Consider the following 16,015-nt stretch of genomic DNA (forward strand, 5'->3'; position numbering starts at 1 on the left):
TTAATTTCCTTCCTCCAACTTTGTTCTAAATTATCTTTTTGTTAAATTTATTCATCGCTTCGTTTATTCTTCCTTCTAAAATCAAGTCTATTGTAATAGTAACATAATCGAGTACTTTGTTCAATACAGTCCATTCTTCTTGCGTAAAAGGACTTAAAACGTAGTTTGCCAAATTTCCAGATCCATGTTCGTATCCATTGTTTATACCTATTCTTATCCTGAGAAAATCGGTACTTTTTAAAATAGCTATTATTGATTTTAATCCGTTGTGTCCCCCATCAGAACCGTTTTTTCTTATACGAATTTCCCCCAAGTTCAACCAAATATCATCGTAAATTATTACTAAACTTTCATCTATTTTACCAAATTTTTTAAAAACATATGGTAACACTTCTCCACTTGCATTCATATAAGTTAACGGTTTAATGAAAATATCGTTTTCTATAGAAAAGCCTTCAAAGTTCTTACCGGATATTTTTTTTATATTCGATATATTTTTTTTGGTTTCTTCATATTTATCTAAAGCTAAAAAACCCACGTTATGTTTCGTAAAAACATAACGCGGGCCAGGATTTCCTAAACCTATTACCAAATTTCTCACTTTTTATTCTTCCTTCATGTCTTGAGTTGATTTTTCTTGTATTACTTCAGGTTCGGTTATTTCTTCTTCTTGCGTCTCTTCAGTCACTTCTGCTGACTTCGGTTCAATTACACTAATGACAAGTTCTTCGTCTTCAAGAAGTGATTCTGCACTTTTTGGAAGAAGACTTTTAATATCTGAAACGGATAAAGATTCACCTAGTTTTAACGCAGAGATATCCACTTTTATTGAATCAACGATATCTGAGGGGAGAATAGCTACAGGTATTTCATGAACGTAGGTATTTAAATAACCCCCTTGTGTAACTCCAATGGGTTCACCTTCAAATTCTAAAGGTATCCTCAAATTCATTTTTCTTCCTTCTTCTGGAACATAAAAATCTACATGAATTGGCTGATCAGATACTTTATGCCTTTGAACTGACTTTACGAAGCAAGTGAATTTTTCTTCGCTATCTTCTCCCTTTACATTGAGTTCAATCAAAGTAGTCTCAGAAACTTTTTCTAACATACTCTCCAGTTCTTTATATGGAATATTTATATGTTTGTTTTCCTTTAAAGCTGGCCCGTATACTTCTGCTGGAATTAATTTTTCATTTCTGAATTTCTTTGCCTTGATCTTTGAATCTCTTCTATTAACATTCATTTTGAAAACTGTTGCCATACAATAACCTCCTAACCATTTGTCTTTATTAATATCTCCAAAAACGTTATATATAGCGCCCCTTCGCCCCGCTCCCCACCCATAAGGAAAAGAAAATAATCCTTTTGCCTAGCTTCCCAACCGTTAATTATCTGAAAAGTATACTAACAGATAAATTCTTTCTTATTCTGACTATCGCTTCTCCCAAAAGTTCAGAGGATTTAAGTTCCACAAATTTGTCAGGCAATTCTTTATGATATATTGTATCTGTAACAATTATTTTATCAATACTTGAATTTTGCAATTTTTCAATAGCATTGAGTGAGAATATACCATGTGTGGCTGCGGCAATAATCTTTTTTGCACCTTTATTATGTAGTGTTTCAGCAGCAGCTACAAGGGATCCACCGGTATCTATTATATCATCGAATATTATACAATTGGACCCTTCTACTTCTCCTATTACGTTGATTACTTCTGCAACGTTATCTTTCGGCCTCCTTTTGTCTAGAATGGCTAGAGAACAACCTAGTTTTTGGGCAAACTTTCTAGCTCTTTTTACCCCACCAACATCTGGGGAAACTACCACGGTTTCGTTTTGTGTCAATTTCATTTCTTCTAAAAAATATCTTGAGAAAATAGGAAAGCTCCAAAGGTTATCAACTGGTATATCAAAGAACCCTTGGATTTGCTCGGCATGAAGATCTATTGTCACTACCCTTGTCGCTCCCGCGGTTGTAATTAAGTTAGCGACAAGCTTTGCAGTGATTGGATCCCTACCCCTTGCTTTTCTATCTTGACGAGCATACCCAAAGTATGGAATTATAGCAGATATAGATGCAGCTGAAGCCCTTCTTAAGGCATCTATCATTATCAATAACTCCATGATATTATTATTGACGGGAGGAGCTATGGATTGAATTATGTATACGTCGAATCCTCTGACTGTTTCGTTAATTTTTACGTTTACTTCACCATCTGCAAAAGTTGATACCTCACAGTCCCCCAATCTTGTACCCATGTATTCTACGATTTTTTTTGCCAAAGGAGGGTTAGAATTTCCTGCAAATACCTTGAATTGATTCTCGTTAGTTGGCATCTTTATACTCCCTTCTCAACATTTTCTGAATTCCTTTTTAACACCCAATTTTCTTTGTTTATTTGATGTGATCTTGCTAAAGCTAAAGCATTATCTGGCACATCTTTTGTTATTACAGAACCCGCTCCAATAAGAGAATTTTTACCAACATTAACAGGTGCAACTAAAGAGGTGTTACTTCCAATGAAGGCTCCATCATCTATAAAGGTCTTGTTCTTTTTCTTACCATCATAGTTACATGTTATAGTCCCTGCACCAACATTTACATCTTTTCCAACATAAGTGTCGCCCAAATAAGTTAAATGTTGTGCTTTGCTGTTGCAGGATATCTTCGTTTTCTTAGTTTCAACAAAATTGCCTATTTTAACGTTTTCTTGTAATTCTGTTCCTTCTCTCAGCCTTGAAAAAGGACCTATTGAAACATTTTTTTGTATTCTACTTAATTCGCATTCTGATCGAATTATTTTCACCTTATCTTCTATGATACAATCTTTGATCCTCGTTAGTGGACCTATTTCACAATCTTCGCCAATGGTCGTTTTTCCATATATAAATGTTTGAGGATAAATTATTGTATCAGGGCCAATACTTACATCGGCGGAGATGTATGTGGAATCTGGATCTTGTATTGTAACTCCATTTAACATGTGTTTCTTTAAAATTTCTTTTCTTATCTTTTTTTCAGCCTCTGCTAACTGTATCCTATCGTTTATGCCCATAACTTCTATTTCATTTTCTAATTCTACCACACCAACTTTTTTCATATGCTCAAAAACATCGGTCAAATAATATTCTCCTTGGGCATTTTGTGGGGTGATATGGTGTAAGGCTTTTTTTAATTGTTCTCCTTTGTAAACAGCAATACCTGTATAAACTTCTTTTATTTGCTTTTCAGAAGGATTAGCATCCTTCTCTTCTACTATTTTAACAAATTTATCTTCGTTTTTTATTATGCGTCCATAACCAGTTGGATCCTCTAGTCTTACTGATAGAATAGTCGAACTGTTATCATCTTTTAGATGTTTTTCAACGAGAGTATTCAGGGTATGGTAAGAAATAAAAGGCACGTCGCCGTAAAGTATCAAGATATCGTTATCGTCGAGAAATCGTTCAGCACAGAGAACAGCATGACCCGTTCCCAATCTTTCTTTTTGCTCAAAAATTTTAACATTTTCATCCAACAATTCTTTTACTAGATCTTTACCATTTCCTAGAACTATCCCGATTTCGTCGGTTATCTCTTTTGCAACATCGATAACCCAATTTATCATTGGTTTATCGAGAATTTTATGTGCAACTTTTGGGATCTTTGATTTCATTCGTTTTCCTTGCCCAGCGGCAAGTATTAATACTTTTATATCTACCTCCTCCTTTCTAGCTCACCTACAAGGAAATAGCTACAGCCTTGTAAGGCATTCTTTAATTATCTCTTCTGTTTTCAGTTCTTCTAAATCAAGTTGGCTTATGACCTTCATAATTTCATATCTTTGAAATCCAAGAGTTTCTAAAGCTTCTATAGCTTCTTTTACGTTATTATTTCCATACGATTGAGTGCCAGCCCCAGCTGAAAAGACCCTGAAAGAATCGGAAAGTTCAGATATTAGTCTTTCTGCTGTTTTCTTACCTATGCCAGGTAAGCTTGAAAGAAGAGCAGTGTCCTGTGAGTTTATCATCTGTATAAATTCTTCTGCATCCGTTTTTCTAAGGATTTTTGATGCAATTCTTGGTCCAATTTTTGAAACTTTCTTTAAACTTTCAAAAACATCTCTTTCTATTTTATCTTTAAAAATATAAAGTGATGTGTTCCATTCGCTTATTTCTAGGGAAGCGAAAAATTCGTATTGGTCACCTTTTTTAAAGTATCTTATAACGTTCAACGAAGGATAAGCTTCCAAAGTTAAAACTCCAATTTTGATTAGAACTTTTTCGTCTTCAAAATCTTCAATTGTTGCGTTAATTTTTCTTATCATATTATATACCTCAATAAAAGATATCTACAATGCCACTAGATTAGTGGACATTAATTCTTTCATTTTTCCAAGTAGATACAAAGAACCCGTGACAAAATAAATATCGCTTTTTTCTGATAAAAGTTTACTAAATCCGTCTGCTGGGTCTTTTATAAACTCAACATTTTTGGTATGCTTTTTAAATTCTTCATATATTAATTCTGGATGTCTTCCCCTTTCAGAAGGAACTGATGTTACAATAATTTTATCAAATACCGAAGCAAAAATTTGTGACATTTTTTCGTAGTCTTTATCGTCCAATATCCCAATCAGGGCAATTTTTTTCTGAGTAGGAAAGTAAAGATTGACACTTTTTTCTAATTGCTGGGCAGCAGCAAAATTGTGTGCACCGTCGAAAACTATTTTTTTACCGTTTATTTCTGTGTACTCAAACCTTCCTTCCCAAAAGAATTTTTCCATGGCTTCTCGGACTTTTTCGATAGACAAAGTTTTCCCGAATTTTTGCATGAACGCCTCTGTTGCTGCCAAAGATGTTGTAACATTTTCCATCTGAAATGACCCGTTTGCACCAAAAATCAGATCTTTAATTTCATAATTGAGTCCATGATAATCTAACATATTATTGTTAATAAAATATCTATGGTTGATAGAATAAAAATCTTTCCCATGTTCATAAATCTTTTCTGCATTGACTTCTTTAGCTTTATTTAGGATAACTTTTTTAGGGCTTTCGTCTATATTTCCCAATACCAAAAAATTGTTTTTCTTTATGATACCGGCTTTTTCGTAAGCTATAGCTTCAAGAGTATCGCCTAAAGTTTTGGTATGGTCTTTAGATATAGAGGTTATGACTGAAACGTCGGAATTAATAATATTAGTAGCATCCAATCTTCCACCTAACCCTACTTCAAAAACGCCTACATCAACTTTTTGCTTTTCAAAATACTTAAAAGCCATAGCTGTTGTGATTTCAAAGAATGACGGGGCATATTCTTCACCTTTCAGATCCATTGTTTTTACTTCTTCTTCAATTTCATTATATATTTCCACAAATTCTTTTTCAGAAATGTTTTCTCCATTTACTTTTATTCTCTCTGTTAATGAAACCAAATGTGGGGATATAAAGGTCCCAACTTTCATTCCATTTAACCTTAAAATCCGTGAAATCGCACTGGTAACACTTCCTTTTCCATTGGTACCTGTAATGTGTATACTTTTGAACGTATTCTGTGGACTTCCAATGCGTTTACTTAATTCATCTATCCTTTCTAGACCCAACTTTACTTTGAAATTTGCTGCTCCTCTTTGATAAAGATAGTCAACTAAATTAGTAAATTCCATCTAACTAAGCTCCTTTAAGAGTGCTTGTAATTTTTGATATTTTTTCTCACTTTCCTTCAAATCTTCTTTAGTTTTTTCTACTACATCTGGATCGGCCTTTTCAACAAAATTTTTATTCGATAATTTTTTATTATACAGTTCTATATCTTTTGATAGCTTTTCCAATTTTTTTGTTAATCTTTGTTTTTCTGTATCAACGTCTATATATTCGCCTAAAGGTATGTAAACTTCTACACTTTCATCTACATAAGCAGTGGCAGATTTTGCCGGTTTCACTTCGGTTTGAGTTATACCTTTCAAAAAAGCTAAATGTTCAATTAGTTTTATGTTTTCTTCTATAAAATCGTCATTTTTTGCGACAATTTTGTATTTCACTTCAACCTCTTGTGTTTGGGGTATTTCCATTTCGGCTTTAACGTTCCTTATACCACTTACTAACTCCATAACCTTTGAAAATACTTTTTCAGCTTCAGGATAAATATTATTCTCGTTATACTCTGGCCATTTGGCGCTTATCAGTAACTCAGAATCTTTTTCAATAGGCAATTTTTGCCATAGTTCTTCTGATATATAAGGCATAAAAGGATGTAATAAGCGTAATGAAGAATCAAAGACTTGCAAGATAACGTTTTGTACTATCAATTTATCGTTACCACTCGAATTTAACCTATTTTTTGAGGCTTCTATATACCAATCACATAATTCATTCCAGAAAAAATCGTACAGTTTTCTTGCAGCTTGATCGTAGTTGTAACCTTCTAAATCTTTCGAGATTTCTAGTATTGTAGAATTCAATCTACTTAAGATCCATTTGTCCTCGATCTTTAAATATTCTTCTTTGAGTTCGATTTTCTCGTGGTCTTCCATGTTTAAAAGTACAAATCTAGTAGCGTTCCATATTTTATTTGCAAACTTTCTGTAGGCATCAAATGACCCAACATCCAATTTAATATCTCTTCCTTGAGCAGCTAAAACCGCTAAAGTAAATCTAACTGGATCCGTCCCGTATTCGTTAATTATTTCTAAGGGATCTACACCGTTGCCTAACGATTTAGACATCTTTCTTCCATATTTGTCCCTTACTAGTTGGTGCAGGTACACATCATGAAAGGGTTTTTCACCCATGAACTTTTCCCCCATCATTATCATTCTTGCAACCCAAAAAAAGATTATGTCAAATCCAGTAACTAACAAATCGGTTGGATAAAACCTTTTAAGATCTTCCGTTTCTTCAGGCCACCCTAGTGTAGAAAAGGGCCAAAGAGCAGAAGAAAACCAGGTATCTAGTACATCCTCATCTTGTTTTAAATCCGTGGATCCGCATTTTTCACACTTTTTAACGTCTTCTACGGATACGTTGACATGTCCACAATTTTGGCAATACCAAACGGGGATTCTATGACCCCACCATAGTTGTCTTGATATACACCAATCCCTTATTTCATACATCCAGTTGAGATACACTTTCTTCCATCTTTCAGGGTAAAATTTTATTTCATCATTTTCAACCACTTGTATAGCTTTTTCTGCTAAGGGTTTCATTTTAACAAACCATTGATCTAAAAGGAGAGGTTCTATAACGGTATCACATCTGTAACAATGACCTACAGAATGAGTATAATCTTCCTCTTTTTCTAATAATCCCTCTTTCTTCAAGTCCTCGACTATTCTTTCTCTGGCTATATACCTGTCTAATCCTGCGTACTTTCCACCATTTTCGCTTATTTTTGCATTTTCATCTATAATTTGTATTCTTTCCAAGTCATGTCTTAAACCAATTTGGTAATCATTTGGATCATGGGCGGGGGTAACCTTGACGACACCTGTACCAAAGTTTGTATCTACGTAAGGATCGGCTATAATTTTCAATTTCCTACCAACAATTGGTAAAATAGCCGTTTCACCGATTAAATTTTTATACCTTTCATCTGAAGGATTAACAGCCAGTGCTGTATCTCCTAACATAGTTTCAGGTCTGGTAGTTGCGACAGTTACATAGTTTTGAGTATTTTCCAAAGGATATTTTATATACCAAAGCTTGCCTTTTTCTTCACTGTGCTCAACTTCGTCGTCTGCCAAAACGGTTCCGCAGGAAGGACACCAATTTACTATATACTTTCCTTTGTATATTAAACCATCGTTGTACAAGGACACAAAGACCTTTCTTACCGCTTGGTTGAGTCCTTCATCTAAAGTGAATCTTTCTCTGCTCCAGTCGACAGAAGCTGCCAATGCTTTTATCTGTTCACGTATGTGATTACGATATTTGTTTGCCCAATCCCAAGTAATTTTTAAAAATTCTTCTCTAGTATAATCTTCTCTTCTTTTACCTTCTTCTTTTAAAAGATATTTTTCAACAACATGTTGTGTGGCTATACCCGCATGATCTTCTCCGGGTATCCAAACTGTTTCTTTACCTTTCATTCTATTATATCTCACGGAAATATCTTGAAGAACGATATTCAAAGCATGACCAATGTGTATTCTTCCTGTAATATTTGGAGGAGGAATGACTATACTAAACTTACCATTCCCTGGCTTTGGTTCAAAGGAATGGTTTTCTTCCCAAAGCTTATACCATTTATTTTCAAGTTCGTGAGGCATATATCTTTTTCCAATATCCATTAAGGCAACCTCCTAAATTTTTTATGAAATAGTAACTCTCCCCATTTAAGGAAAAGACCGAAGGTTCATTTTATTCTTTATTTTTATTTGGAACTACTTGACTTTTTCCCTCTTCTGGAACTTCTGGAATCACTTGACTCTTTTCTTCCTTTTCTAAATCAGCTGAAAGGGGAAGTTCATTTTTTTTGACTTTCTTACCATTCCTTCGGAAAAAATCAAAGGGAAAATTGATTTCTCTTCTTTTAAACAATGCGGCCTCGGGGGAGAATATTCCTTTATATCTGATGGGCTTTTCCATTGCCTCAACTTCAGTTAATAGAATAACAGATATGATTCTTAATACGAACCCTATAATAAAAATCAATTGAATCCCATGATAGGGGTCCCCCATAAAATTGATTTCTATATTTTCGAGATGGTTTGCTAAAAAACCCCCACTCAACGAGCCGAAAATAGCGGCAATACCTGCAACGAAAGAGTTGGCAGCGATATAATTTTCGGATGGTTCTTTGGATATTTCTAAGAGTAAGTTGAAAATGGCTAAATTTATCGCCGACCAAGCGAACGCCGCAAAAATTGCATTTAATAATAAAATACTCCTATAATTACTTTCATTCATTAAAAAGTACATCATTGGGCTAAAAGTTGACAACAAAATTCCCAAGCTTAGAACGTTTTTGCTGCCAAACCTGTCTGCCACTATACCATAAAACAAATACAAAAAAACAGAAATAACGCTTGTTATTATTCCCATATTCCCAAGGAATTGATAATTTATATTCAAAATCGCGACTTCATAATAGGCAAAATAAGGCCTTACAAATTCTATGGCAAAACTCCAAACAAACATAAATAAGAGAAAATTTTTAAAGTTTCTATCTTTAAAGGGAGTAAAAATGTTTAAGTTAACGGAAGAAATTTTTTCGCTTTCTTCAGGAAATTCATGTTTCACTAACAAAAAAGCTGAAAGAACAGAGAAAATTGCCATAAAACTTGTAACCAGCAACAACCCTGTTTTAAAGTTTGGAAATTCTAAAAACATTGAATAAAGATACAACATAATTATACCAGTTATGGAAGCAAATATATTACGAAGTCCGAAATATTTACCTCTTTGTTCAAAAGGAACTACGCTTCTAATCAAAACCGTCCAAGTGTTGCCCACGAATGTTCCAAAAAAAGAAAATAAAAGAATAATAATTAACATAATATACTCAGATCTCACATCAAAAAATATGAAAATGGGCAATAAAACGAATAAAGTCCTCGATATAAAGGCGTTTATTACAAGGCTTTTCTTCTTAGAACCAATGAATTGGTTGATTCGTGAAGAGAAAATCTGAAACATCTGTGCTATAATAGGAAAAGAGGTCATAATTGATATAAAAAGAGGAGATGCGTTAAAGTATAGAGCAATAGATGTAAAAATAAACCCTTGTGTACCGATAAAGAACGCGTTGTATGAACCAGCCTCTAAAATTGAGAGAAACCTTGTTTTTGCATATTTTGTCATATTTATTTTTCTCCTTGCTACTCTATAATTATTTTTTTTTTTAATGTGTTCGCTTGAAAATATATTATAATGCACCAATGAAAAATAAAGTTTACTTTATAATTTAATAAATGTTATGAATGAAATTCGCCTTGAATGTTTTGAAATTTAAAGAGGTGATAATATTGAATGAACATCATCCTTATGTAGTTTGGGCAAGAAAAGTGATTGAAGCGTATGTAAAAGAAAAGAGAAAAATAGATTTTGATGAAACTCTTCCAAAAGATTTATTTAACAAAAAAAGGGGTTGCTTTGTGAGCCTTCACAAAAGCTCTGGAGAATTGAGAGGTTGTATTGGTACCATTATGCCCGTTTACGATAATTTAATCATGGAGATAAGAGAAAATGCGATCGCTGCTGCCACAAGTGATCCGCGGTTCCCTCCTCTTTCACTAAAAGAATTAGACGATCTAGTTATTTCTGTTGATGTTCTATCCGATTTAGAAAGAGTTAACGATATTATTGAGCTAGATCCCAAAATCTTCGGAATAGTTGTTAAAAGTGGTTACAAAAGAGGTGTTCTTCTACCTGACCTAGAAGGAGTTGATACCGTAGAAGAACAATTGAGAATAGTAAAATTAAAAGCGGGTATTTATAAAAATGAGCCAATAGAAATATACAAATTCACTGTGGAAAGGTTCTTTTAAAATTATCGAGGTGAAGTAAATGAAAATTAATTCCTTGTTTTATGAGGAATTTAAAGATGATATTTTGAAATGTACCTTATGTCCTCACCAATGTATATTATATCCTGGCAAAACAGGGATATGTAGGGTTAGGCAAAATGTAAAAGGTGAGATGTATTCATTGAATTATGGGGACGTTACCAGTATGGCTCTTGATCCGATGGAGAAAAAACCACTTTTTCATTTTCATCCGGGTGAAAAAATCCTTTCTCTGGGGACCTGGGGATGTAATTTAAAATGCCCTTTTTGTCAAAATTACGAAATTGCACATATGAAACCTGAATATCAAAAGAAAATATATCCCAGCGCTATTCCATCTTTGATTGATAATTATGGCGTTCGGGGTGTTGCGTATACATATTCGGAACCGATAGTTTGGTATGAATTCGTTTTAGATTCATCAAGGCAGGTGAAGTACGCTAATCCTGACAACTACAATGTTTTAGTAACAAACGGATTCATAAATGAAAAACCCTTGAGACTTATGCTACAATATATAGACGCGATGAATATAGACCTAAAAGTATACAATGATAAGAATTATATGAAACTATTAAAAGGGGGATTAGAACCTGTTAAAAACACGATAAAAGTAGCATACGAAGAAGGAATTCACATTGAAGTAACTACATTGGTAGTTCCCAAAGTAAACGATAATTTAGATGAACTAGAAGAAGAGTTTTCATGGTTGGCAAACATTTCTAAAGATATTCCTCTTCATTTATCTAGATATTTTCCTGCATATAAATATAACGAACCACCCACAGATATCAACTTTTTAGAAAGAACCTATGAGCTTGCAAAAAAATATCTCAATTTTGTATATCTTGGAAACATTTTGTCTTCAACATACGAAAATACTTATTGTCCAGATTGTGGAACACTCCTTATTCAAAGAAAAGGATACGACATAAAAATTGAAAATCTGAATGAAAACGGAGAGTGTAAAAATTGCGGCAGAAAAATATGCATAGTTTAAGAGTATATCTTTATATAGCTGCACTTGGTGTAGGAGTACTTTTGTTATCTTTGTTGTTATTTTCTAAGCCGACCCCAGTTTACGAAGAAAAAGAGTTCCCAGTACTTGGCACTATTGTAAGGGTAAAAGTAGCAGGGGATAAAGTATCTTCAAATGTTTTGTTGAATACAGCAGAACAAGAGTTGTACAGATTACACAACAAATTTAGTCCCAACGTCGAAGGTAGTATAATCCAAAAATTAAATACTGACAGAAAGGTTGAAGTCGACGAAGAGGGATTATTTTTATTTCAAGCTACCTACAATTATGCAGTAATAACAGGTGGGGCTTTCGACCCTACAGTGAGACCTTTACTTAAATTGTGGGGATTTGATGACATAAATTCTCCAAAAAAAGTTCCAATCCAAGAAGAAATCAATAGAACATTAGAAAACGTTGATTATAGATTCATAAAAATTGATGAAGAAAAGAGAGAAATTTCTTTACTAAAAGATGGTGTCGAAGTAGACTTAGGAGGAATAGCTAAAGGATATGCAATTGATTTAGTTATACAAAAAATTAAGGAAATAGATCCTGGAGCTACAGGTTTTGTCGATGCGGGGGGAGATATTGGAATAATAGGTCCAAAGTTTGGAGAACTTGCCTGGGTTATAGGGATAAGGGATCCTTTTTCACAAGATGTCTTAAAATCGATAGATACAATTTATTTAACAAGCGGTGCTGTTGCCACATCTGGAGATTACGAAAGATTTTTTATCGAAGACGGTAAAAAATATCATCATATATTAGATCCAGAAGATGGTTATCCTGCAGGAAACGCATCCAGTGTAACTGTTATAGCAGAAAAAGCGATGATAGCGGACGTCTTTTCTACGGCTCTTTTCGTTTTAGGATACGATAACCCTGCCTTAGATTATTTCACAGATTTTGGCATTCAAGCTTTGATTATATCTCCAACAGGGGAAAGTACTGAGACAAGTGGTTTTGACTATTTTCGGGAGAAAATGTGAGAGTTTATGAAATTCACTAAGAAAAATGATATGTACCTACTTTTAGTTGTAATATTGTTAGTTTTAGTAATGATTTTTATGAACGCTTTTCCTAAAAAGGGCATAAACGGTGCAGAAGTTTACTTAAAAGGGGAGCAAATTTTACAAATAACAAAAGAAGGAACTTACAGCATAACAAATGATGAAGGTGAGTTATTGATGAATGTAGAATACATAGATCAAAGAATTAGAGTTACCGATTCATCATGTCCCTTGAAAGTCTGTGAAAATACAGGATGGGTAGAAAATCCTAATCAACCCATTATTTGTATTCCAAATGAAATAGTTGTAAAACCATTAGGTAACGCAGATGACACGGGGATTGACATCTATACATGGTAAAAAGAACAAAAACAATATCATATATATCTATTTTAACCGCATTAGCTTCCGCAATTTACTATGTTGAATCCTTTTTACCCATGCCTGTTTCAGTGCCTGGTGCGAGATGGGGGTTTTCTAACTTCCCTTTGTTGTTGTCTGTAGTGAGTGGAATTAGCATTACTAATACCTTGTACATAGCTTTGTTAAAAACTTTGCTTGGTTCAATACTAAGTGGAAGGTTTTTATCTCCCGTATTTTGGATGGGATTGGGAGGATCACTCGCCAGTGCTTTATTTATGTCCTTATCCTTCAAAATTACCAACAAATTTGGTATTTTAGGAATTAGTGAAATTGGAGCCTTTTTCAGCAACACTGTACAATTAATAATCGCCAGTCTTTTTATTGTTAAATCACCTAATATTTTTTGGTATTACCCTTACATGCTTTTTTTCGGTATAATAACGGCATTCATAAACGGAGCAATTGTGAGTTATATTTTAAGGAGTGTGAACCTTGATAGATTCAAAAGTTGAATTGGTTTTAGGATCCTCATCCCCACGAAGACAAGAACTTTTAAAATTAATAACAAAAAATTTTACGATTAGAACAGCTAATACTGATGAAACTTATAACTCTACGACACCTTCTGAAATTGTACAAGAAATTTCATATAAAAAAAGTAAAAATATAGAAATTTCACCTCGAGAGCTTCTCATAACGGCTGATACTATAGTAACTTTGGATGGAAAAATATTTGGAAAGCCTCACAATTACGATGAAGCTTTCGAAATGCTTCAAACATTATCGAATAAAACTCATTGTGTTTACACAGGAGTAACTTTAAGATCAATGGAAAAATTCTCTTCCTTTTATGAAGTTTCGAAAGTAACTTTTTACAAATTGGATGAAGAAGTGATAGATTTTTATATAAAAAATAACAACGTATATGACAAAGCGGGAGCCTATGCTATTCAAGATTTTGCCGCTGTTTTTGTCAAAAAAATTGAAGGTGATTACTACAACATAATGGGTCTACCTATTGCAAAATTATACTGGCAATTGAGACATATGTTAGCAACCTCATAAAAACATTTCAAATATTCCAAAATTCCTATCAAAAGCCGAAAAGGAGAGAGTAATGGAAGATCAACTAAAACCAAGAGAGAAACTAGAAAAATATGGGCCCCAATCTCTCACAGACCAGGAACTTATAGCCATCATTTTAAGACATGGAGTTAGAAATTATAACGTATTTGATGTTTCCGAACAAATATTAAAAAAGTATAAAACATTGAGTGAATTGGTCGATATATCACTTGAAGAAATATCAAAAGAAAAAGGAGTAGGAAAAGTTGGAGCAATAAATCTAAAAGCTGCGTTAGAAATAGGCAAAAGATATCACCTTCAAAAATTGCGTCAAAAGTATCAAAAGGTAACCTCTCCAGAAGAAGCATACCATGTTTGTGAGGACATGATATATCTCAGCACAGAAACTGTAAGAGCTATTTTTTTAGATTCTAAACTCCACATCATTACTATCAAAGATATTTCCAATGGAACGGTAAATATGTCAATTGCTCACCCGCGAGATATTTTTAGAGAAGCTATAATGTACAATGCAGTATCTTTTATTTTAGTACATAATCACCCATCAGGGGATCCCACACCGAGCATGCACGATAGAGACATTACCAAAAAAATTATGGATTCTGGTGAGATCTTAGGTATCAACATGAACGATCATATAATTATTGGAAAGGATTCTTATTTCAGTTTTACTTTGGATAGGAGTGAAAAAATTGACTAATGAAAATAATAATGCAGAAGATAAATTGCGAAATTTATACAAAATAAAAGAAGAAATCGAAAAAGAATTAGAAAAAAAAGGCATAAGAAAACCTGACACACAGCAAAAAAAGAAAACAACTAAAACCATATATGAGGCTGATTACGAAATAGAAAAATTAAGTGTCTCAATAAACAATATAAATAATTGGTTAGATTTGATAATTTACGATATAGATCTATCGAACGAGAAATTGTCGAATTTTTTTGAAATCAGGTTAAGTCACAAATCTCTTCAAGAATATTCAAATCAATTTGGCATGATGCACCTATTCAGAAATGATTTTCAAAAGGCCGAAAAATTTTTTGAAAGAAAAAGTGACTTAGACTCTAAGATAAACATGGGTTTTTTGAAAATCATACGCGATGACGAGGACGCAAATAAATATTTTACTGAATTAATCAATACACACCCAAAAAATGGTTTAGTATATTTAACTCTCAGTCTATTATTTCTAAAAAGAAAAGATTTTTTTAACGCCTACCAAATGATCAAAGTGGCTAATTCCCTATTAGATTATTCGTTTATAAACATGGGTTTGAGTGCTTACGAAAAAGACTTTCAAAAATCTTTATCCTTTTTATCAAAAGCTTACCTTGAAGGGAAAGCAAAAAGGGTTGTAAATTTGATCAACTATTATGTAAGTCTATTTATTTCAGATTCGGAAAAAGCCTTTTCTACATTTGCTCTATTGAAAGAAGATAAAACTCCATGTATAAACTGCATCAAAACTTTATCGAGCTCTGAAAAAGTAGAACCGCCTAGTTATTGTCCTTTTTATGAAAGAATACTATTTCAAACTGGTAATCCTAAACCTTACAAAGCCGAAGATTCCGAACTTTATGAAATATTATTATACAAATACTTCCAAGAAAAAGATATACAGCAATTCAACTCGTATGCTAAAAAAATCGAACAGTTTTTCAACAATGTTCCACTAATATTTTTATCATCAACAGAAACCACTTCTAAAAAAGTAATAGGAGATTTATTTACACAACACAAAACAGGAATCAAAATCAATTTAAAAGGCCCCAACTATTATGACAACCTAAACAAAGCGATAATAGATCTTAAAACTAAGTACCAAAAGAACTTTACATTCTTTTTAGATTTACCTTTTTATGAAGCATTGAGATTATTATTTGGATGGAGGATCTGCCAATATCTATACAAGTAGCAGCATGGCGAAGCCCTCCCTCCACCAGAGTCTAAGGGACCGTAGGTCCCTTCCATAGAAGGGTGGGGAGCGGGGCGAAGAGGCTCAAATAAAGAATAAGCGCACCTTACATAAAAAATTC

The 16,015-nt window shown here is 33.4% G+C and carries 16 protein-coding genes; 8 read left to right on the plus strand and 8 right to left on the minus strand.

Going from position 1 to position 16,015, the window contains the following annotated elements; all coding sequences use genetic code 11:
- Positions 1-25: 25 nt before the first annotated feature.
- The 8 genes from pth to NAAC61_RS05065 form a co-directional block, all read right to left on the minus strand.
- On the minus strand, positions 26-601 hold the full coding sequence (pth, locus tag NAAC61_RS05030) for an aminoacyl-tRNA hydrolase (RefSeq protein WP_202695411.1): 576 nt from the start codon (positions 599-601) through the stop codon (positions 26-28).
- A gap of 3 nt (positions 602-604) precedes the next feature.
- Positions 605-1,264, minus strand: coding sequence for a 50S ribosomal protein L25 (locus NAAC61_RS05035; RefSeq protein WP_103065441.1), 660 nt, complete (start codon positions 1,262-1,264; stop codon positions 605-607).
- Positions 1,265-1,391: 127 nt separating this feature from the next.
- Entirely contained in the window at positions 1,392-2,342 is a 951-nt protein-coding gene (locus tag NAAC61_RS05040) for a ribose-phosphate pyrophosphokinase (RefSeq protein ID WP_103064472.1), read from the minus strand.
- A gap of 2 nt (positions 2,343-2,344) precedes the next feature.
- Positions 2,345-3,700, minus strand: a complete 1,356-nt coding sequence (gene glmU / locus NAAC61_RS05045; protein WP_202695426.1) for a bifunctional UDP-N-acetylglucosamine diphosphorylase/glucosamine-1-phosphate N-acetyltransferase GlmU — start codon at positions 3,698-3,700, stop codon at positions 2,345-2,347.
- A gap of 39 nt (positions 3,701-3,739) precedes the next feature.
- Positions 3,740-4,312, minus strand: coding sequence for a Holliday junction branch migration protein RuvA (gene ruvA, locus NAAC61_RS05050; protein WP_202695412.1), 573 nt, complete (start codon positions 4,310-4,312; stop codon positions 3,740-3,742).
- Positions 4,313-4,336: 24 nt separating this feature from the next.
- Complete coding sequence (locus NAAC61_RS05055) at positions 4,337-5,653, minus strand: bifunctional folylpolyglutamate synthase/dihydrofolate synthase (protein WP_202695413.1); 1,317 nt, start codon at positions 5,651-5,653, stop codon at positions 4,337-4,339.
- On the minus strand, positions 5,654-8,278 hold the full coding sequence (locus NAAC61_RS05060) for a valine--tRNA ligase (protein WP_202695414.1): 2,625 nt from the start codon (positions 8,276-8,278) through the stop codon (positions 5,654-5,656).
- A gap of 70 nt (positions 8,279-8,348) precedes the next feature.
- A complete protein-coding gene (locus NAAC61_RS05065; RefSeq protein ID WP_202695415.1) occupies positions 8,349-9,791 on the minus strand; it encodes an MFS transporter in 1,443 nt (480 codons plus the stop codon).
- Between the two features lie 119 nt (positions 9,792-9,910).
- Here NAAC61_RS05065 and amrA point away from each other — a divergent pair, with 119 nt between their 5' ends.
- Genes amrA through NAAC61_RS05105 form a run of 8 tightly spaced genes read left to right on the plus strand, consistent with a single transcriptional unit; the run spans position 9,911 to position 15,894 of the window.
- Positions 9,911-10,477, plus strand: coding sequence for an AmmeMemoRadiSam system protein A (amrA, locus tag NAAC61_RS05070; protein WP_443146883.1), 567 nt, complete (start codon positions 9,911-9,913; stop codon positions 10,475-10,477).
- Positions 10,478-10,496: 19 nt separating this feature from the next.
- Complete coding sequence (gene amrS, locus NAAC61_RS05075) at positions 10,497-11,495, plus strand: AmmeMemoRadiSam system radical SAM enzyme (RefSeq protein ID WP_202695417.1); 999 nt, start codon at positions 10,497-10,499, stop codon at positions 11,493-11,495.
- A complete protein-coding gene (locus tag NAAC61_RS05080; RefSeq protein ID WP_202695418.1) occupies positions 11,468-12,505 on the plus strand; it encodes an FAD:protein FMN transferase in 1,038 nt (345 codons plus the stop codon). The genes amrS and NAAC61_RS05080 overlap by 28 nt, the downstream gene beginning before the upstream one ends.
- A gap of 6 nt (positions 12,506-12,511) precedes the next feature.
- Entirely contained in the window at positions 12,512-12,886 is a 375-nt protein-coding gene (locus tag NAAC61_RS05085) for a NusG domain II-containing protein (RefSeq protein WP_202695419.1), read from the plus strand.
- Positions 12,880-13,401 carry a Gx transporter family protein gene (locus NAAC61_RS05090; RefSeq protein WP_012209265.1) on the plus strand — a complete coding sequence of 174 codons (522 nt, stop codon included), beginning with the start codon at positions 12,880-12,882 and terminating at the stop codon, positions 13,399-13,401. The genes NAAC61_RS05085 and NAAC61_RS05090 overlap by 7 nt, the downstream gene beginning before the upstream one ends.
- A complete protein-coding gene (locus NAAC61_RS05095) occupies positions 13,382-13,954 on the plus strand; it encodes a Maf family protein (RefSeq protein WP_012209266.1) in 573 nt (190 codons plus the stop codon). Before NAAC61_RS05090 ends, NAAC61_RS05095 begins: the two co-directional genes overlap by 20 nt.
- 52 nt (positions 13,955-14,006) lie before the next feature.
- Complete coding sequence (radC, locus tag NAAC61_RS05100) at positions 14,007-14,675, plus strand: RadC family protein (protein ID WP_012209267.1); 669 nt, start codon at positions 14,007-14,009, stop codon at positions 14,673-14,675.
- The gene (locus tag NAAC61_RS05105; protein ID WP_202695420.1) at positions 14,668-15,894 is read left to right on the plus strand and encodes a tetratricopeptide repeat protein; all 1,227 of its coding nucleotides are present in this window, start codon (positions 14,668-14,670) and stop codon (positions 15,892-15,894) included. Before radC ends, NAAC61_RS05105 begins: the two co-directional genes overlap by 8 nt.
- Positions 15,895-16,015 lie beyond the last annotated feature (121 nt).

Origin of the sequence: Petrotoga sp. 8T1HF07.NaAc.6.1, assembly GCF_016772115.1 — a bacterium.
Classification (GTDB): Bacteria; Thermotogota; Thermotogae; order Petrotogales; family Petrotogaceae; genus Petrotoga; species Petrotoga mobilis.